At 66.7% G+C, this 17,606-nt stretch carries 18 protein-coding genes; 5 read left to right on the forward strand and 13 right to left on the reverse strand.

Annotated elements, in window-relative coordinates:
- Window positions 1-39: 39 nt before the first annotated feature.
- Window positions 40-2,265, reverse strand: coding sequence for a DNA internalization-related competence protein ComEC/Rec2 (locus tag DMO17_RS11290; protein WP_110682582.1), 2,226 nt, complete (start codon window positions 2,263-2,265; stop codon window positions 40-42).
- Between the two features lie 97 nt (window positions 2,266-2,362).
- Here DMO17_RS11290 and DMO17_RS11295 point away from each other — a divergent pair, with 97 nt between their 5' ends.
- Window positions 2,363-2,890, forward strand: coding sequence for a DUF2062 domain-containing protein (locus DMO17_RS11295; protein ID WP_110682583.1), 528 nt, complete (start codon window positions 2,363-2,365; stop codon window positions 2,888-2,890).
- A gap of 39 nt (window positions 2,891-2,929) precedes the next feature.
- Here the strand turns inward: DMO17_RS11295 and DMO17_RS11300 are convergent, their stop codons facing one another.
- Genes DMO17_RS11300 through DMO17_RS11310 form a run of 3 tightly spaced genes read right to left on the reverse strand, consistent with a single transcriptional unit; the run spans window position 2,930 to window position 6,102 of the window.
- Complete coding sequence (locus DMO17_RS11300; RefSeq protein ID WP_110682584.1) at window positions 2,930-4,174, reverse strand: lipoprotein-releasing ABC transporter permease subunit; 1,245 nt, start codon at window positions 4,172-4,174, stop codon at window positions 2,930-2,932.
- Between the two features lies 1 nt (window position 4,175).
- Complete coding sequence (gene lolD / locus DMO17_RS11305; protein WP_110682585.1) at window positions 4,176-4,859, reverse strand: lipoprotein-releasing ABC transporter ATP-binding protein LolD; 684 nt, start codon at window positions 4,857-4,859, stop codon at window positions 4,176-4,178.
- The gene (locus tag DMO17_RS11310; protein WP_110682586.1) at window positions 4,852-6,102 is read right to left on the reverse strand and encodes a lipoprotein-releasing ABC transporter permease subunit; all 1,251 of its coding nucleotides are present in this window, start codon (window positions 6,100-6,102) and stop codon (window positions 4,852-4,854) included. Before DMO17_RS11310 ends, lolD begins: the two co-directional genes overlap by 8 nt.
- A gap of 98 nt (window positions 6,103-6,200) precedes the next feature.
- Here DMO17_RS11310 and DMO17_RS11315 point away from each other — a divergent pair, with 98 nt between their 5' ends.
- Genes DMO17_RS11315 through DMO17_RS11325 form a run of 3 tightly spaced genes read left to right on the forward strand, consistent with a single transcriptional unit; the run spans window position 6,201 to window position 7,791 of the window.
- Window positions 6,201-6,776 carry a PilZ domain-containing protein gene (locus DMO17_RS11315; protein ID WP_110682587.1) on the forward strand — a complete coding sequence of 192 codons (576 nt, stop codon included), beginning with the start codon at window positions 6,201-6,203 and terminating at the stop codon, window positions 6,774-6,776.
- Window positions 6,773-7,075, forward strand: coding sequence for a phosphodiesterase (locus DMO17_RS11320; protein ID WP_110682588.1), 303 nt, complete (start codon window positions 6,773-6,775; stop codon window positions 7,073-7,075). The genes DMO17_RS11315 and DMO17_RS11320 overlap by 4 nt, the downstream gene beginning before the upstream one ends.
- Window positions 7,072-7,791 (forward strand): glycerophosphodiester phosphodiesterase, encoded by a 720-nt coding sequence (locus DMO17_RS11325; protein WP_110682589.1) that lies wholly within the window; start codon window positions 7,072-7,074, stop codon window positions 7,789-7,791. Before DMO17_RS11320 ends, DMO17_RS11325 begins: the two co-directional genes overlap by 4 nt.
- A gap of 239 nt (window positions 7,792-8,030) precedes the next feature.
- Here DMO17_RS11325 and sthA read toward each other — a convergent pair whose 3' ends face one another.
- The 9 genes from sthA to DMO17_RS11370 form a co-directional block, all read right to left on the reverse strand.
- The gene (gene sthA / locus DMO17_RS11330) at window positions 8,031-9,425 is read right to left on the reverse strand and encodes a Si-specific NAD(P)(+) transhydrogenase (RefSeq protein WP_110682590.1); all 1,395 of its coding nucleotides are present in this window, start codon (window positions 9,423-9,425) and stop codon (window positions 8,031-8,033) included.
- Between the two features lie 107 nt (window positions 9,426-9,532).
- Entirely contained in the window at window positions 9,533-9,766 is a 234-nt protein-coding gene (gene nqrM / locus DMO17_RS11335; protein ID WP_110682591.1) for a (Na+)-NQR maturation NqrM, read from the reverse strand.
- Window positions 9,763-10,848 carry an FAD:protein FMN transferase gene (locus DMO17_RS11340; RefSeq protein ID WP_110682592.1) on the reverse strand — a complete coding sequence of 362 codons (1,086 nt, stop codon included), beginning with the start codon at window positions 10,846-10,848 and terminating at the stop codon, window positions 9,763-9,765. The genes nqrM and DMO17_RS11340 overlap by 4 nt, the downstream gene beginning before the upstream one ends.
- Window positions 10,849-10,909: 61 nt before the next feature.
- Window positions 10,910-12,136, reverse strand: a complete 1,227-nt coding sequence (gene nqrF / locus DMO17_RS11345) for an NADH:ubiquinone reductase (Na(+)-transporting) subunit F (RefSeq protein WP_181418778.1) — start codon at window positions 12,134-12,136, stop codon at window positions 10,910-10,912.
- Window positions 12,137-12,143: 7 nt separating this feature from the next.
- On the reverse strand, window positions 12,144-12,752 hold the full coding sequence (gene nqrE / locus DMO17_RS11350) for an NADH:ubiquinone reductase (Na(+)-transporting) subunit E (RefSeq protein ID WP_110682594.1): 609 nt from the start codon (window positions 12,750-12,752) through the stop codon (window positions 12,144-12,146).
- On the reverse strand, window positions 12,752-13,426 hold the full coding sequence (locus DMO17_RS11355) for an NADH:ubiquinone reductase (Na(+)-transporting) subunit D (RefSeq protein ID WP_181418775.1): 675 nt from the start codon (window positions 13,424-13,426) through the stop codon (window positions 12,752-12,754). Before DMO17_RS11355 ends, nqrE begins: the two co-directional genes overlap by 1 nt.
- Window positions 13,423-14,208: a Na(+)-translocating NADH-quinone reductase subunit C gene (locus tag DMO17_RS11360; protein WP_110682596.1), complete on the reverse strand. Its 786-nt coding sequence runs from the start codon at window positions 14,206-14,208 to the stop codon at window positions 13,423-13,425. The genes DMO17_RS11355 and DMO17_RS11360 overlap by 4 nt, the downstream gene beginning before the upstream one ends.
- Entirely contained in the window at window positions 14,201-15,409 is a 1,209-nt protein-coding gene (locus DMO17_RS11365; RefSeq protein WP_110682597.1) for an NADH:ubiquinone reductase (Na(+)-transporting) subunit B, read from the reverse strand. The genes DMO17_RS11360 and DMO17_RS11365 overlap by 8 nt, the downstream gene beginning before the upstream one ends.
- Before the next feature lie 3 nt (window positions 15,410-15,412).
- Complete coding sequence (locus DMO17_RS11370) at window positions 15,413-16,750, reverse strand: Na(+)-translocating NADH-quinone reductase subunit A (RefSeq protein WP_110682598.1); 1,338 nt, start codon at window positions 16,748-16,750, stop codon at window positions 15,413-15,415.
- 268 nt (window positions 16,751-17,018) lie between these two features.
- Here DMO17_RS11370 and DMO17_RS11375 point away from each other — a divergent pair, with 268 nt between their 5' ends.
- Entirely contained in the window at window positions 17,019-17,579 is a 561-nt protein-coding gene (locus DMO17_RS11375; protein ID WP_110682599.1) for a chalcone isomerase family protein, read from the forward strand.
- The last annotated feature ends 27 nt before the right edge of the window (window positions 17,580-17,606 follow it).

Below are 17,606 nucleotides of genomic sequence, written 5' to 3' on the forward strand. Positions count from 1 at the left end.
TCTAGCATAGGGTCGCGCCGGCGCAGACCTCCCCGGTTCTCATTTTTCCCGCCAGAAACGCGGGCGCTCGCGCCAGGCGGCAATGCCCTCGCCTGCGCCCAGCACTAGCCGGATGGCGCCGAGCTCGGCGCTGTCATGCAGGGCAATGTCCCGCGCCTCGTAGCGCGCCACGACGCGCGGATGCGGATGACCGAAGGGGTTGTGCCAGCCGCGCGACAGCAGCGCGCCACGCGGCGCCACGGCGTCGAGGAACGCGCCGCTGGAGGAGCTGCGACTGCCATGGTGCGGCACCTGCAGCCAGTCCGCGCGCAGATCCCGGCCAGCGGCCATGAGCGCCCTTTCCGCCGCCTCGTCGATATCGCCGGTGAGCAGCAGCGCCTCGCCTGCGGCCGCCACCTTGAGCAGGCAGGAGGCCTGGTTACCCGCCTGCGCCGCGGACCAGCGCCAGGTGGTGAAACGCACACCGTCCCACTCCCAGCTGGCGCCATCGACACAGGCACCGGCCTGCAACTCCTCCGGCAGAACCGCTGCCTCGCCGCTCAGCACCCGCCCCACCGCCATGCCTCGCACCACAGCCCCGGCACCGCCGGCATGATCGCTGTCGGCATGGCTGAGCAGCAACAGGTCGAGGCGGCCGACACCCAGCTGGCGCAGCGAGGGCAGCACCACCCGCTCGCCCAGGTCGAAGTCGCCGAAGCGCGGCCCGGCGTCGTACAGCAGCACGTGCTCACGGGTACGCACCAGCACGGCCAGGCCCTGGCCGACGTCCAGCTGCCAGACTTCCGCCTGCCCCGCAGGAATGCGCTCGCGCGGCGGCAGCAACACTGCCAGCAGCATGACCAGGCCGAAGCCACGCAGCGGCACACCGGCCGGCAACAGGCAGAGCAGTACCCCCAGGCTGGCGAGCAGCCAGCACCAGAGCGGCACGGCGGTGGGCAACCAGGCTGGCAGCATTGCGGCTATCCAGGCCAGCGTCTGGAACAACAGCTCCAGCAGGCCACCGGCCAGCCACAGCAACCCCTCACCCAGCCAGGGTACGGGCAGCAACAGGGTTCCGAGCAGCGCCAGCGGCACCACCAGCAGGCTGACCCAGGGCACGGCGAGCAGGTTGGCCAGCGGCCCGCTCAGGCTCAGCGGCAGGCCGAGAGCGAAGAACAGCGGCAGCAGGCCTAGCGCCAGGGTCCACTGGGCACGCCACCAGACGCGCCACCAGGACCAGGCACCGAGCCGCCCACCGAACACCCAGGCGAGCACCGCCACGGCGCCGAAGGACAACCAGAAGCCGGCCTGCAGACTGGCCAGCGGCTCGACCAGCAGCACTAGGACGAAGGCCAGCAGCAGCGGCCACCACAGGCCCAGGTGGCGGAAGCGCAGGCGCCACAGCAGCACCAGGGCGACCATCACGCAGGCGCGGCGCACCGGCACCTCGAAGCCGGCCAGCAGGCCGTAGCCCAGCGCCCCGGCGAAGGCCAGGGCGCAGGCCCAGGGCAACCAGGGCAGCGCCCGCGGCCACAGCCCGAGCCGCACCAACCCGGCAACCAGGCCGTAGAGCAGCGCCGCCAGCAGCGCCACGTGCTGGCCGGAGATCACCAGCAGGTGCACCGTGCCGGTGTCCTGCAGCACCTGCCAGTCGGCCCGACTGAGCCCGGAGTCGTCGCCCAGCACCAGCGCCGCCAGGCCGCCGGCGCGGCCGAACGCCTCGACGGCGAGCAGTCGCTGGCGCAGCGCATCGCGCCAGGCAGCCGGCCCCGAGGCCGGGCGCAGGCGCTCGCCGGCCTTGACCGTGCCGCTGGCGCCGATGCGCTGCGCCAGCAGCCAGGCCTCGTAATCAAAGCCCTGTGGGTTGACCAGGCCCCGCGGACGCTTGAGCTTGACCGCCAGGCGCCAGCGCTCGCCGGCCAGCAGCGGCGGTCCGTCGTACCAGGCCAGGCGCATACGCGCGGGCAGGCGGTGCGTCCGTGCGGTCGCGTCTTCCAGCTGGAAGCGCACCACGCCCGCAGCGACTTCCGGCAACCCGCTGACCCGTCCCTCCAGCCACAGGGTGCGGCCATCGAGCTCCACGGCAAGGCGATCATCCAGGGCCGACTGCGCACTGAAGCAGGCCCAGACGAAGCCGAGCAGAAAAAAGGAGACCGGATGACTGCGCCAGGGCAACAGCATCAGCGCCAGCGGCAGCAACGCCAGCAGCAGCCAGGTCGGCAGCAGCGCCGGCAACAGCGGCAGGCTGGCCAGCCCCGCCGCCAGCGCGAACATTCCCTTGCGCATCGCATCCCATCCTGGGTTATCCGCTGTCACAAAGCGGCCAAGCCGCCCTGCCAGCATCGGTGCATAATAGCCGCGCTTCTGCCTTTCGAGACTGCCCATGCCGCGTCGCTTGTTCAAACGCTACATGCCCGATCCGACCCTGGTTCGCGAGCACAAGTCCCTGCGCTTTCTCGGCGCACTGCTGCACGACCCCAACCTCTGGCACCTCAATCGCCACTCGGTATCGCGCGCCATGGCCGTCGGCCTGTTCGCTGCCTTCGTGCCCATGCCGATGCAGATGCTGCTGGCCGCCAGCCTGGCCATCCCGATCCGCGCCAACCTGCCGATCTCGGTGGGCCTGGTCTGGCTGACCAACCCCGTGACCATGCCGCCGATCTTCTACTGCACCTACAAGCTGGGCGCGCTGCTGATGGGCATACCACCGGTGGAGCTGCCGGAGGAACTGACCTGGGATTGGATCACCGGTGAGCTGGCCACCCATTGGCAGCCCTTCCTGCTCGGCTCCCTGCTAAGTGGCACGGTGCTGGCGGCCAGCGCCTACGGCCTGACCATGGCCTACTGGCGCTGGTGGGTAGCGCACAACTGGCGCAAGCGCGCCGAGCGCCGCCGGCAGGCCACCGATTAGATGAAGAAAAACGCCGCGATGATCGCGGCGTTCTTGTCTTCACTCGTAGCGCAAGGCCTCGGCCGGCTGCGTGCGTGACGCCCGCCAGGACGGGTAGAGAGTGGCGAGGAAGCTCATGCTCAGCGCCGCGCCGCAGATCAGCAGCACGTCCAGGCCGCGCAGGTCGGACGGCAGGCTGCTGATGAAGTAAACGTCCGAGCTGAAGATGTGCGCGCCGCTGGCCTTCTCCAGCCAGGCCACCCAGTCGCTGACATTGAGCGCGACCGTCACGCCCAGCACGCCGCCGATCAGGGTGCCGATGCAGCCGATCACCGTGCCCTGGACCATGAAGGTGGCCATGATCTGCCCCGGCGTGGCGCCCAAGGTGCGCAGGATGGCGATGTCGGCGCGCTTGTCCGCCACCACCATGATCAGCGTGGCGATGATGTTGAAGGCGGCCACCGCGATGATCAGCAGCAACAGCAGGCCGATCATGGTCTTCTCCATCTGCATGGCGCTGAACAGGCTGCCCTGGGTGCGGGTCCAGTCAATCGACTTGTAGCCCGAACCCAGCTCTGCGGCGATGGCGGCCGACACCTGCGGCGCCTGGTACAGGTCCTTGAGGGCGATGCGCACGCTCTGCACCTGCCCGTCCTGCATGCGCTGGATGCTGGAGGCATCGGCGATATGGATCAGCGCCAGGCTGCCATCCAGCTCGGCGCCGACCTTGAACACGCCGACCACCGACAGGCGCAGCATGCGTGGGGTGATGCCGCCGGCGGCCTTGCTCGCCTCCGGCACTATCAGGGTCAGCTTGTCGCCGACACTCAGGCGGAAACGGCGTGCGCTGATCTCGCCGATCACCACACCGAACTCGCCGGCCTTGAGGTCTTCCAGGCGGCCCTGGACCATGTGCCGACCGATGATCGAGACCTTCTGTTCCTCCGCCGGGTCGATGCCGTTGATCTGCACCGGCTGCATGCTGCCCTTGTAGGAGAACATGCCTTCCAGCTCGGCGAAGGGCGCGGCGCCGGTGACCTGCGGGTGCTGCATCGCGGTGGCGGCCACCGCCTGCCAGTCGTCCAGCGGCCGGTCGGCGCTCAGGGCGGCGTGCGGCACCATGCCGAGGATGCGCGAGCTCATCTCCTTCTGGAAACCGTTCATCACCGACAGCACCACGATCATCGCCAGCACGCCGAGGGCCAGACCGATCATCGAGGTCAGCGAGATGAAGGAGATGTAGTGGTTGCGCCGCTTGGCCCGGGTGTAGCGGGTACCGACGAAGAGCGAGAGTGGTCTGAACATATCAGGCGGCTACCAGTCGGCCTTCTTCCAGGCGCAGCACGCGGTCCATCTGGCCGGCCAGCTGCGGGTCGTGGGTCACCACCAGGAAGGCGGTGCGCGAATCGCGGCTGAGCTCGCGCATCAGCTCCTGGATGCCCTGGGCGGTGTGCTGGTCGAGGTTGCCGGTGGGCTCATCGAGCAGCACCAGGGCCGGGTTGTTGACCAGGGCGCGGGCGATGGCCACGCGCTGGCGCTCGCCGCCGGACAGCTCGGCCGGCTTGTGCGACAGGCGATGGCCGAGGCTGACCCGCTGCAGCAGCGCGCTGGCGCGCTGGCGTGCCTCGGGGATCGGCGTCTTGCCGATCAGCAGCGGCATGCACACGTTCTCCAGCGCGGTGAACTCCGGCAGCAGGTGGTGGAACTGGTAGACGAAGCCCAGCGCGCGGTTGCGCAGCAGGCCGCGGGCCTTCTCGTTCAGCGCCGAGAGCTCCTCGCCGGCCAGCCAGACGCTGCCCTTGCTCGGCGTATCCAGGCCGCCGAGCATGTTCAGCAGGGTGCTCTTGCCCGAACCGGAGGTGCCGACAATGGCCACCCGCTCGCCGGGCAGCAGCTCCAGCTCGACGTTGCTCAGCACCTCGACCGTCTGCGGGCCTTCCTCGTAGCTTTTGCCCAGGTTGCGGCAACTCAGCACGGACTTGTCACTCATAACGCAAAGCCTCCGCAGGCTGGGTGCGCGCCGCACGCCAGGCCGGATAAAGGGTGGCAAGGAAACTCAGGACCAGGGCGGCGCCGCAGACCAGCGCCACATCCGAGCCCAGCACCTGCGAGGGCAGGTAGTCGATGAAATACACCTCGGAATTGAGGAACTGGATGCCCAGCAGGCTCTCCAGCCCCTTGATCGCCGCGCTGACATTGAGCGCGGCGAGCACGCCGAGCACGCCGCCGACCAGGGTGCCGACCACGCCGATCACCGAGCCCTGGACCATGAAGGTAGCCATGATCTGCCGTGGCGTGGCCCCTAAGGTGCGCAGGATGGCGATATCGGCCTTCTTGTCGGTCACCACCATCACCAGGGTGGAGATGATGTTGAAGGCGGCCACCGCGACGATCAGCAGCAGCAGCAGGCCGATCATGGTCTTCTCCATGCGGATGGCCTGGTACAGGTTGCCGTGGGTACGGGTCCAGTCGCGGGCATAGAAGTCCTGCTCGCGCAGCAGGGTGGCCAGCTCCCAGGCCACCTGCGGCGCCTGGAACAGGTCGTGCAGCTTGAGGCGGATGCCCTGCACCTCGTCGGACTTGAGGCGCAGCAGGCGACCGGCGTCCTGCACATGGGTCATCACCACGTGGCCGTCGATCTCGCCGGCGCCGACATGGAAGATGCCGACCACGGTGAAGCGCTTCATGCGCGGGAACATGCCGGCCGGGGTCACCGCCACCTCGGGGGCGACGAAGGTGACCTTGTCGCCGATGGCCAGGCCCAGCTTCTTCGCCGCCAGGTCGCCGATGAGGATGCCGAAGCCGCCGGCCTTAAGCGAATCCAGCGAACCCTCGCGGAAGTAGTTGCCGATGATCGACACCTTGGCCTCTTCGGCCGGATCGATGGCGTTGACCAGCACCTTCTGCACCTGGCCGTTGTTGGTCAGCAGGCCCTGCATCTGGGTAAAGGGGGCGATGGCCGCCACCTGCGGGTGGCGCTGCAGGCCCTCGCCGATGGTGCGCCAGTCCTGGATCGGCGTGGCGCTGTCGAGGGTGGCGTGGGGCACCATGCCCAGCACGCGCTCGCGCATCTCGCGGTCGAAGCCGTTCATCACCGACAGCACGACGGTCATCACCAGCACGCCCAGGGCCAGGCCGATGATGGAAGTCAGGGAGATGAAGGAGACGAACAGGCTGCGGCGCTTGGCTCGCGTGTAACGCACGCCGATGAAGAACGGCAGGGGTCTGAACATGAGTGAGGGGTTCGCTGGCGAAAAGGGAGAAACGTCCTTGTGGCGGGGCTTGGCGCGCGGCTTTACACTCAGACCACCACTGCTGCCATGGGTTCGCCATGTCGAATCAAGACGTCGATGATCGCCGCGAATACTACCGTATCGAGGATACGATCGCACTGGATTTCAGCCTGCTGTCCGGGGCCGAAGCACACGCCAGTGACCCGCTGCACGACAACTCGCCGCTGTTCAATCTGCTCAGCGAACTGCACCTGACCGACTTCGAGTCGCAGCACCTGTTACGCCATATCAGCGAACGCGACCGCACCATGGCCAACTACCTCAAGGTGATCAACAAGCGCATCGACCTGCTCGGCCAGGCCGTGGCGCAGAGCCTGCTGCGCGATGTCGGTGCGCCGCGCCGGGTATCCCTCTCCGAGGGCGGCATCAGCTTCAACCACGGCCAGGCGGTGCCCGCCGGCAGTCATCTGGCGATCAAGATGGTGCTGATGCCCCAGGCCCTCGGCCTGCTGCTGCGGGCCCGGGTGGTGCACTGCCAGGCGCGCGCCGATGGCCAGTTCGAGATCGGCACCGAGTTCGAGGCGCTGACCGATGCCCAGCGCCAGCTGCTGGCCCGGCACATCCTGCAGAAGCAGGCCCTGGAGCGCCGCCTGGCCAAGGAACAGCAGCGATGAAGTGGGCGCACGCCCTGCTCTGCGCCCTGTTGCTGCCGCCGCCCAGCCTGGCCGAGACCCTGGAAATCCCCCTCGGCCAGCAGGGTGAGGCCGTCACCGGCCTGCCCCGGCTGGGCGAGTCCAAGCGCTCGGTGCTGGAGCGCTTCGGCCTGGCCGACGAGGAACATCCGCCGGTGGGCCAGCCGCCCATCACCCGCTGGGACTACCGCAGTTTCAGCGTCTATTTCGAATACGACCATGTGATCAACAGCGTGCTGCACCATCAGCCGCACCACCCCCTCGACAAGGATCAACCGTGACCCTGATCTACGGCCACCGCGGCGCCAAGGGCGAAGCGCCGGAAAACACCCTCGCCAGCTTCCAGCGTTGCCTGGAGCACGGCGTCACCCGTTGCGAGCTCGACCTGCACCTGTCGCGTGACGGCGAACTGATGGTGATCCACGACCCGACCCTCAAGCGCACCACAGGCCGCCGCGGCAAGGTGGTGGAGCACGATGCCGAGGAACTGGTGAAGCTCGACGCCCGCCAGGGCGGGCCGGGCTGGAAGACGCCCTGTCCCATCCCCACGCTTGCCAACCTGTTCGAGCAGTGCCCGTTCGAGCACTGGCAGCTGGAAGTCAAAAGCGCCTCGCGGGTACGCGCGGCGCGCACCGTGCTGGCCATCCAGGCGCTGGCCGAGCGCTTCGGCATCAAGGACCGGGTCACCGTCACCAGCAGCTCGCGCGAGGTGCTGCGCGCCCTGCGCCGCCTGGCTCCGGAGCTGTCGCGCGGCCTGGTGGCCGAGTACAACTGGCTCGACCCGCTCAAGGTCGCTGCCCACCATGGCTGCTCGATGCTCGCGCTGAACTGGACCCTGTGCACGCCGGAACGCCTGCTCAAGGCGCAGAAGGCCGGCCTGCACGTGTCGGTATGGACGGTCAACGAGCCGGCGCTGATGCGCCGCCTGGCCGACTTCGGCGTGGACAGCATCATCACCGACTTCCCGGGGCTGGCGGTGGATACGCTCAAGCGCTAGCAGGCGGCTCCGCTGCCGGATTGCATCCGGGCTACGGACTGTTCCCGAAGCCTATTAGCCCGCGTGTACATCCCCTCTCCCATTTATGGGAGAGGGGAGAAAGAAAAACCGGCCCTTGGGCCGGTTTTTTTCTTGCAGCATCGCGCCTGGTCAGAAGCTCTCCCGGTTCGGCCAGCGCCAGCTGCGGGAGTCGCCGAGGGGGTCATCCCCGACCGGTTCAGGCCACCGGTCGGAGCCGCTCAAAAAAGCCGGTTGAGACCGTCGAACGCCGCCACCCGGTAGGCCTCGGCCATGGTCGGGTAGTTGAAGGTGGTGTTGACGAAGTACTTGATGCTATTCGCCTCGCCCTTCTGGTTCATGATCGCCTGGCCGATGTGCACGATCTCCGAGGCCTGGTAGCCGAAGCAGTGCACGCCGAGGATCTCCAGGGTCTCGCGGTGGAACAGGATCTTCAGCATGCCCACCGGCTCGTGGGAGATCTGCGCGCGCGCCATGCCCTTGAAGAAGGCCTTGCCGACCTCGTAGGGAATCTTGGCCTGGGTCAGTTCCTTCTCGTTCTTGCCGATCGAGCTGATCTCCGGGATGGTGTAGATGCCGGTCGGCACGTCGTCGACAAAGCGCCAGCTGTCGTTCTCCACCGCGCTGCCGGCGGCCGAACGGCCCTGGTCATAGGCGGCGCTGGCCAGGCTCGGCCAGCCGATCACGTCGCCGGCGGCGAAGATGTTGCTGATCGGGGTGCGGTAGAACTGGTCGACCTCGATCTGCCCGCGGCTGTTGACCTTGATGCCGATGTTCTCCAGGCCCAGCTTGTCGGTGTTGCCGGTCCGACCGTTGCACCACAGCAGGCAGTCGGCCTTGATCTTCTTGCCCGACTTGAGGTGCAGGATCACGCCGTTCTCCAGGCCCTCGATGCGCTCGTACTCCTCGTTGTGGCGAATCAGCACGTTGTTGTTGCGCAGGTGGTAGCTCAGTGCGTCGGAGATCTCGTCGTCGAGGAAGCTGAGCAGCTGGTCGCGGTTGTCGATCAGGTCGACCAGCACGCCGAGGCCGCTGAAGATCGAGGCGTACTCGGAGCCGATCACCCCGGCGCCGTAGATGATGATGCGGCGCGGCGTATGGGTCAGGCTGAGGATGGTGTCGCTGTCGTAGATGCGCGGGTGGTTGAAGTCCACGTCCGCCGGACGGTAGGGGCGCGAGCCGGTGGCGATGACGATCTGCTTGGCCACCAGTTTTTCCACCACGCCGCTGGTGCACACCACTTCCACGGTCTGCTCGTCGGCGAAGCTGGCGGTGCCGAAGAACACATCGATGCGGTTGCGCGCGTAGTAGCCGGTGCGCGAGGCGACCTGCTTGGCGATCACCCGCTCGGCGCTCTTCAGCACGTCGGGGAAGGAGAACCAGCGCGGTTCGCCGATCTGGCGGAACAGCGGGTTGGTGTTGTACTGCATGATCTGCCGTACCGAATGGCGCAGGGCCTTGGACGGGATGGTGCCGAGGTGGGTGCAGTTGCCGCCGACCAGCGGGCGGTTGTCGACCACCGCCACCTTGCGCCCGGCCTTGGCCGCGTTCATTGCCGCGCCCTCGCCCGCCGGACCGGAACCGAGCACCACCACGTCGTAGTTGTAGACCGCCATGCTTACTCCTTTCAGAACTGCTCAGGGCGCCCGAGGCGCCCTGCAGGTGCCTTAGCGGCACTTTCTTGTCATCGTCCCAGCTTAGCCGGGCCGTTTTGCCCGGCACATTAGCGCTTGGTCGCGTCGTAGGCGAGCTTTGCGTCCACTACATCGCCTTTCTGTTCGCGATTGACCTCTTCGCACTTCTCGCGGCTGCCACCACAGATCGAGCACTCCTTCTCGATGCCGAGGTTGGCGATACCGCCGCAGGAACCGGCGATGGGCTTGCGCCCCATGAGCACACCGACGGCCATGCCCAGCACCACCAGCAGCATGAGACCGAATACCAGCAACCAGGTCATGGCGTTTCTCCTGCGCCGAAATGGCGCTCGAAAGCGGGCGTCGCGCGGGTGGCGAAGCCCTGGTCGGTACGGGTGACGAAGAAGGCCGCCACCTGCGCCTGTTCGGCGAAGGCATAGCCACGCTCGGGGCCCAGTACCATCAATAGCGTAGACAGCCCGTCGGCGCGCAGGGTCTGCGCATCGACCACCGTCACCGCCGCCAGGCGGTGGCTGATCGGTGCGCCGGTCTGCGGGTCGAGGGTGTGCGAGTAGCGCTTGCCGTCGCGTTCGAAATAGTTGCGGTAGTCGCCGGAAGTCGAGACGCCCAGGCCATCCAGCGCCAGCACCTTCTGCGCCACCTGGCGATCGTCGCGCGGCGCCTCGATGGCCACGCGCCAGGCGCTGCCGTCCGGCTTGCGCCCGGCCGCCTTGAGCTCGCCGGTGACATCCAGCAGGTAGCTCTGCACGCCCAGCTCGGCCAGGCGCGCGGCGATGCGATCGACCGTATGGCCGGCGGCGATGCTGTTGAGGTCGAGCTGCACGGCGGCGTCCTTGCACAGCTGCTCGCCGTCGATGCGCAGGTGCTGATGACCGGTGCGCTGGCGCACCTCGGCGATTTCCTCCGCCGTCGGCACCCGCTCGCCACGCGACTGCGGGCCGAAGCCCCAGAGGTCGAGCAGCGGCTCCAGGGTCAGGTCGAAGGCCCCGCCACTGTCGGCGGACAGCCGCTCGCCGAAACGCACCAGCTCCAGCACCGGAGCAGGCATGGCACGGCAGCTGCCGGCCGGCAGGCGATTGAACGCGGAGAGATCGGAATCGGCGCGCCAGGTGGACATCTGCTGGTCCACCTCGGCCAGCAGGCCCTCGACTTCGGCCTTGAGGGCGGCAGGCTCAGGCGTACCCTCGCCCGCCACGTATTTCAGCGAGTAGTGACTGCCCATGGTCGGGCCGCCGAACTCCTCGATCTTCTCGCCGCAACCGGCCAGCAGGATGCTGGCCAGCAGCAGGCATATCGCGGGACAAACTTGGCTTGAGTGGCGTAGCGAGCGCGGCGCATTGGGTCGCAGCCAGCGCGCAGGAACCGCAGTGTACGAACAGTACATGAGGATTCCGAGCACTGCCTGCGGCACAAGACGCAAGCGCAGTAGCCAATCAGGCCGAGTTTTAACCACCGAAATCGTCCAGCAGAATGTTCTCGCGCTCGACGCCCAGGTCCAGCAGCATCTTGATCACGGCGGCATTCATCATGGGCGGGCCGCACATGTAGAACTCGCAATCCTCGGGGGCCGGATGGTCCTTGAGGTACTGCTCGTACAGCACGTTGTGGATAAAGCCTTTCAACCCCTGCCAATTGTCTTCCGGCTGCGGATCGGACAGCGCCAGGTGCCACTCGAAGTTGGGGTTCTCCGCGGCGAGCTGGTCGTACTCCTCGACGTAGAACGCCTCGCGCAGCGAGCGCGCGCCATACCAGAAGCTGATCTTGCGCTTGGACTTGAGGCGCTTGAGCTGGTCGAAGATGTGCGAGCGCATCGGCGCCATGCCGGCGCCACCGCCGATGAAGATCATCTCGGCGTCGGTGTCCTTGGCGAAGAACTCGCCGAACGGGCCGTACACGGTGACCTTGTCGCCCGGCTTGAGGTTGAACACCCAGGACGACATCTGGCCCGGCGGCAGATGGTCCTTGCCCGGCGGCGGCGAGGCGATGCGGATGTTGAATTTGACGATGCCCTTCTCGTCCGGGTAGTTGGCCATGGAGTAGGCGCGGATCACCGTCTCGTCGACCTTGGACACGTACTTCCACTGGTTGAACTTGTCCCAGTCGCCACGGTACTCGGGCTGGATGTCGAAGTCCTTGTAGTTGACCACGTGCGGCGGGCATTCCAGCTGCACGTAGCCACCGGCGCGGAAGTCCACGCTCTCGCCTTCCGGCAGGCGCAGGGTCAGCTCCTTGATGAAGGTGGCGACGTTGGGGTTGGACTCCACCGTGCACTCCCACTTCTTCACGCCGAACACCGACTCTTCCACCTCGATGTGCATGTCCTGCTTGACCGGGGTCTGGCAGGACAGGCGCCAGCCGGCCTTGGCCTCGCGCTTGGTGAAGTGCGACTCCTCGGTCGGCAGCATCTCGCCGCCGCCGCTTTCGACGATGCACTTGCACTGCGCGCAGGTGCCGCCGCCGCCACAGGCCGAGGACAGGAACACGTTGTTCGCCGCCAGGGTCTGCAGCAGCTTGCCGCCGGCCGGCACGGTCAGGGTGCGCTCGCCGTTGATGACAATGTTCACGTCGCCGCTGGAGACCAGCTTGGCGCGGGCCGCCAGGATGATCACCACCAGCGCCAGGACGATGGCGGTGAACATGCCGATGGCCAATGCGATTTCGAAACCCATCAGGTGCTCCTTACAGCTGAATGCCGCCGAACGACATGAAGCCGAGCGACATCAGACCGATGGTGATGAAGGTGATGCCCAGGCCCTGCAGGCCCTCGGGGACATCGCTGTACTTGAGCTTCTCGCGGATGCCGGCCAGCAGGGCGATGGCCAGGGCCCAGGAGAAACCGGAACCGAGGCCGTAGGTGACGCTTTCGGCCAGGTTGTAGTCGCGCTCCACCATGAACAGCGAACCGGCCATGATGGCGCAGTTCACCGTGATCAGCGGCAGGAACACGCCGAGCGCGTTGTACAGGCTGGGCACGAACTTATCGAGGAGCATCTCGAGGATCTGCACGAGGGCGGCGATCACCCCGATGTAGCTGAGCAGGCCGAGGAAGGACAGGTCCACCTCCGGCAGCCCGGCCCAGGCCAGCGCACCTTCCTTGAGGAGGTAGGTGTAGATCAGGTTGTTGGCCGGCACGGTGATGGTCTGCACCACCACCACAGCGATGCCGAGGCCAATGGCGGTTTCCACCTTCTTCGAGATGGCGATGAAGGTGCACATGCCGAGGAAGAAGGCCAGCGCCATGTTCTCGATGAACACGGCCTTCACGAACAGGCTGAGGTAATGCTCCATCAGTAGGCCTCCTTATCCGAAACCTGCGGGGCCATGCGGAAGGCCGGAGCCTCCTTCTGTGCCGGCTTCCAGCTGCGCAGCGCCCAGATGATCAGGCCGATCAGGAAGAACGCCGAAGGCGGCAGCAGCAGCATGCCGTTGGGCTGGTACCAGCCGCCGTCGCTGACGGTGGGCAGCACGCTGTAGCCGAGCAGCTTGCCGGCACCGAACAGCTCGCGGATCACCCCGAGGACGATCAGCATGGCGCTGTAGCCCAGGCCGTTACCGATGCCGTCGAAGAACGACAGCAGCGGCGGGTTCTGCATGGCGAAAGCCTCGGCGCGGCCCATGACGATGCAGTTGGTGATGATCAGGCCGACGAACACCGACAGCTGCTTGGCCAGGCTGAAGGCGAAGGCCTTGAGGATCTGGTCCACCACAATCACCAGCGAGGCGATGATCACCATCTGCACGATCATGCGGATCGAGCTGGGGATCTGGCTGCGGATCAGCGAGATGAACAGGTTGGAGAAGCCGGTCACCAGGGTCAGGGCAACCGACATCACCAGCGCGGTCTTCAGGTTGGAGGTCACCGCCAGCGCCGAGCAGATGCCGAGGATCTGCAGGCCGATGGGGTTGTTATGCACGATCGGGTCGAGCAGTACGCTCTTGATGGTGGGTTGCGACATGTTCACGCCTCCCCTTTCTTGAGGTTGGCCAGCAGCGGGCCGAAGCCGCTCTCGCCGAGCCAGAAATGCAGCAGGTTGTTGACGCCCTTGCTGGTCAGGGTGGCGCCGGCCAGGCCGTCGACCTGGTGGGTGGCCCTGGCCGACTGCGCATCGACGCTGCCCTTGATGATCTCCACGGCCAGTTGGCCCTGCTCGTCGAACAGGGTCTTGCCGGACCACAGCGCCTTCCACTTCGGGTTGTCCACTTCGCCGCCGAGACCGGGGGTCTCGCCATGCTGGTAGAAGCCGAAGCCGACCACGGTGTTGAGGTCACCCTTGACGGCGATGAAACCGTACAGGGTCGACCACAGGCCGTAGCCACGCACTGGCAGGATCAGGGTGTCCAGCGCGCCGTCCTTCTCCACCAGGTAGACGGTGGTGAAGTTTTCGCGACGCTTGATCGAGGCGATGTCCTGCTCGCCGGACAGGGCCAGGGACAGCTTGGGGTCCTTGGCCGCCTTGAGCGGGTCGAAGCTGGCAGGGTCCTGGGCGTCGCTGAAGGCGCCCTTGTCCAGGTCCACCACGCGGGCCTGGATGCGCTCGGCGAACAGCGCCTTCACTTCGCGGGCGGACATGCCCGCCTCGCCCAGGCCGGCGATGGCCAGGATGCTGCGCTGCTTGTCCAGCTGGCGGTTCTCCACCTGCGCAGGCTTGAGCGCCACGGCCGCGCCGGCGACGAACACCGAGCAGACCAGGCACACCAGCACCGCGACGGTGAGGGTACGTACAGTCGATTCCTTGTTAGCCACGGGCGAGCCTCCGCTTGATGTTGGCCTGCACCACGAAGTGGTCGATCAGCGGTGCACAGAGGTTGGCGAACAGGATCGCCAGCATCATGCCTTCCGGGAAGGCCGGGTTGACCACGCGGATCAGCACCACCATGACGCCGATCAGCGCGCCGAACAGCCACTTGCCGGTGTTGGTCATGGACGCCGACACCGGGTCGGTGGCCATGAAGATCATGCCGAAGGCGAAGCCGCCGACCACCAGGTGCCAGTACCAGGGCATGGCGAACATGGGGTTGCTGTCCGAGCCGATGGCATTGAACAGGGTGCTCATGGCGATCATGCCGAGCATGACGCCGGAGACGATGCGCCAGGAGGCGATCTTGGTCAGCAGCAGGAAGGCGCCGCCGATGAAGATGGCCAGGGTGCTGGTTTCGCCCATGGAGCCCTGCTCCAGGCCGATGAAGGCATTCGTCCAGGTCAGGCCGTTGGCCGCGACCTGCTCCATGCCGCTGGCGGCGGCCACGGACAGGGCGGTGGCGCCGGCATAGCCGTCCACCGCGGTCCACACCATGTCGCCGGACATGTCCGCCGGGTAGGCGAAGAACAGGAAGGCCCGCCCGACCAGGGCCGGGTTGAGGAAGTTCTTGCCGGTGCCGCCGAACACTTCCTTGCCGATCACCACGCCGAAGCTGATGCCCAGGGCCACCTGCCACAGCGGGATGTCCGGCGGCAGGGTCAGGGCAAACAGCACGGAGGTGACGAAGAAGCCTTCGTTGACCTCGTGGCGGCGGATGGAGGCGAACAGCACCTCCCAGAAGCCGCCGACGATGAAGGTGGTCAGGTACACCGGCAGGAAGAAGGCCGCGCCCTGGATGAAGTTGTCCCAGACACTGGTCGGGTCGAAGCCCGCCAGCGCGCCGATCAGGCCGAAGCGCCAGCCGTCCTGGGCCGCCAGCAGCTCGGCGTTGCCGGCGAAGATGCTGTTGGCCTGGTAGCCGATGTTCCACATGCCGAAGAACATCGCCGGGAAGGTGCACAGCCACACGGTGATCATCATGCGCTTGAGGTCGATGCCGTCACGCACATGGGCGGTGCTCTTGGTCACGCTGCCGGGGCGGTAGAAGAAGGTGTCGACCGCCTCGTACAGGGCGTACCACTTCTCGTACTTGCCGCCCTGCTCGAAGTTGTGCTCGATCTTGTCGAGGAATTTACGCAAGGACATGAATCAGCCCTCCTTCTCGATGCGAGTCAGGTTGTCCCGCAGGATCGGGCCGTACTCGTACTTGCCGGCGCACACGTAGGTGCACAGGGCCAGGTCTTCTTCGTCCAGCTCCAGGCAGCCGAGCTTCTGCGCCATTTCGGTGTCGCCGACGATCAGGTAGCGCAGCAGCTGGGTGGGCAGGATGTCCAGCGGCATTACTGCCTCGTAGTTGCCCACCGGCACCATGGCGCGCGGGCTGCCGTTGGTACTGGTGTCCATGGCCAGCTTGCGGCCGCCCATCAGCTTGGAGACGAAGATGTTCAGCACCGAGTGCTTGTTCACCCCGGCGCGCAGGTAGTGCAGCAGCTCGCGTTCGCGCCCCTCGTGCAGACAGGAGACCTGCACGTGGTAGCGACCGAGGAAGGCGAAGGCGCCACGCGAGGTACGACCGCCCAGCACCGAGCCGGAAATCACCCGGTTGTGACCGGCCTGCAGTTCGCCGGCGGTCAGCTCTTCCAGGCTGGCGCCCAGGCGCGTGCGCAGCAGGCGCGGCTTGTCGACCACCGGGCCACCCAGGGCGACCACGCGGGTGACGTCCAGCGTGCCGCTGGTGAACAGCGCACCGATGGCAATCACGTCCTGATAGCCGATCTGCCAGACACTCTTGCTGCTGGAAACCGGATCGAGGAAATGGATATGGGTACCCGGCAGGCCGGCCGGATGCGGACCGGCGAAGGCTTCGGCCTGCACTCCGGCGACACCCTCGCCGGACAGACTGACGCCCTCGGCCCGGCACAGGAACACCTTGGCCAGGCGCGCCAGGACCTTGAGGCCGTTCTCGAAGTCGGCCGGGCGCTCGGCGATCACCACGGCCGGATCGGCGGCCAGCGGATGGCTGTCGATGGCGGTGACGAAGATCGAGCTGGGCACGGCATCGATGGCCGGCACCTTGCTGAACGGACGACTGCGCAGCGCGGTCCACAGGCCGGACTGCTGCAGGTTGTCGCGCACCGCCTGGGGCTCAAGGCTGGCGAGCTGGGCGGCGTCGTAGCGGGCGAACTCGACGGCGTCATCGCCCTCCAGGTCGATCACCACCGACTGCAGCACGCGCTGCTCGCCGCGATGGATGGCGGCGACCACGCCGGCACCCGGCGCGGTGAAGTGCACGCCCGGGTTCTTCTTGTCGGAGAACAGGACCTGACCGAGCTTGACCCGGTCGCCGACCTGGACCGCCATGGTCGGCTTCATTCCGTGATAGTCGCACCCCATCAAGGCTACGCTGCGCACGGCACGGGCAGCGTCGATACGCTGCTCGGGTGCACCGCTAATGGGCAGATCCAGCCCGCGTTTGATTTTTATCATTGAGTGATCCAAACACCGATTCAGTGTTTCCACAGGGTTCGAACACAGCCGGAAAACCGGGAGAAAGCCGCGGGCGAGAGCCTGGCACAGCCATGCCCCCAGGATATTCCGGAGCGAAAAGCCTCGGGATTATAAGGACATAAGCGCGAGCTGCCCACCAATCGGTCTCAACTTCGACCAGCAAGTCGTAACACCAAGCAACAGCAGCGGTCTTGACGCTTCGGCCAGGTCGCGCAAAAAAGCGATAAACCCTACAGGAGAATTGTCCATGCGCCGACTCGTGCTTCTGCTCCTGCTGAGCATCGCCACCACCAGCCACGCCAACAGCGCGGACCGACTGCGCGAAGCCGCCTTCGCTGAACGCCAGCAGCAGGCCGGCACCACCCTGGAGCGCAAGAACCAGGCCCTGCTCACCTACCTGTGGGCCGATGTCTACTCCGCCGCCTATTACACGGAAGCCGGCACCAGCCCCCAGCAGGCCAGCGGCCAGAAGGCCAACCAGCGCCTGGAGCTGTACTACTACCGCGACATCGCCCGCACGGATGTGATCAAGGCCGCCTGGGTCACCCTGGAGCGCCAGCACCCAGCGGCCCGGCTGGACGCCCTGCGCCCGATGATCGACGCGCTGCACGCCAGCTTCCGCGACATCCGCCCCGGCGACCGCTACGCCCTGAGCTACGCCCCGGGAGCCGGGCTGAGCCTGGAGATCAACGGCAGCCGCGCCTTCCACAGCGACAGCGACGAGCTGGCCAGCGCCTACCTGGGCATCTGGCTGGCACCGAACGGCCTGTCCGACGAACTGCGCGAGCAGTTGCTGGCCGAACGCTGAAAAACAAAACGGGAGCCGAAGCTCCCG

It is taken from the genome of Aquipseudomonas alcaligenes (assembly GCF_003205495.1).
Lineage (GTDB): Bacteria > Pseudomonadota > Gammaproteobacteria > Pseudomonadales > Pseudomonadaceae > Aquipseudomonas > Aquipseudomonas alcaligenes_B.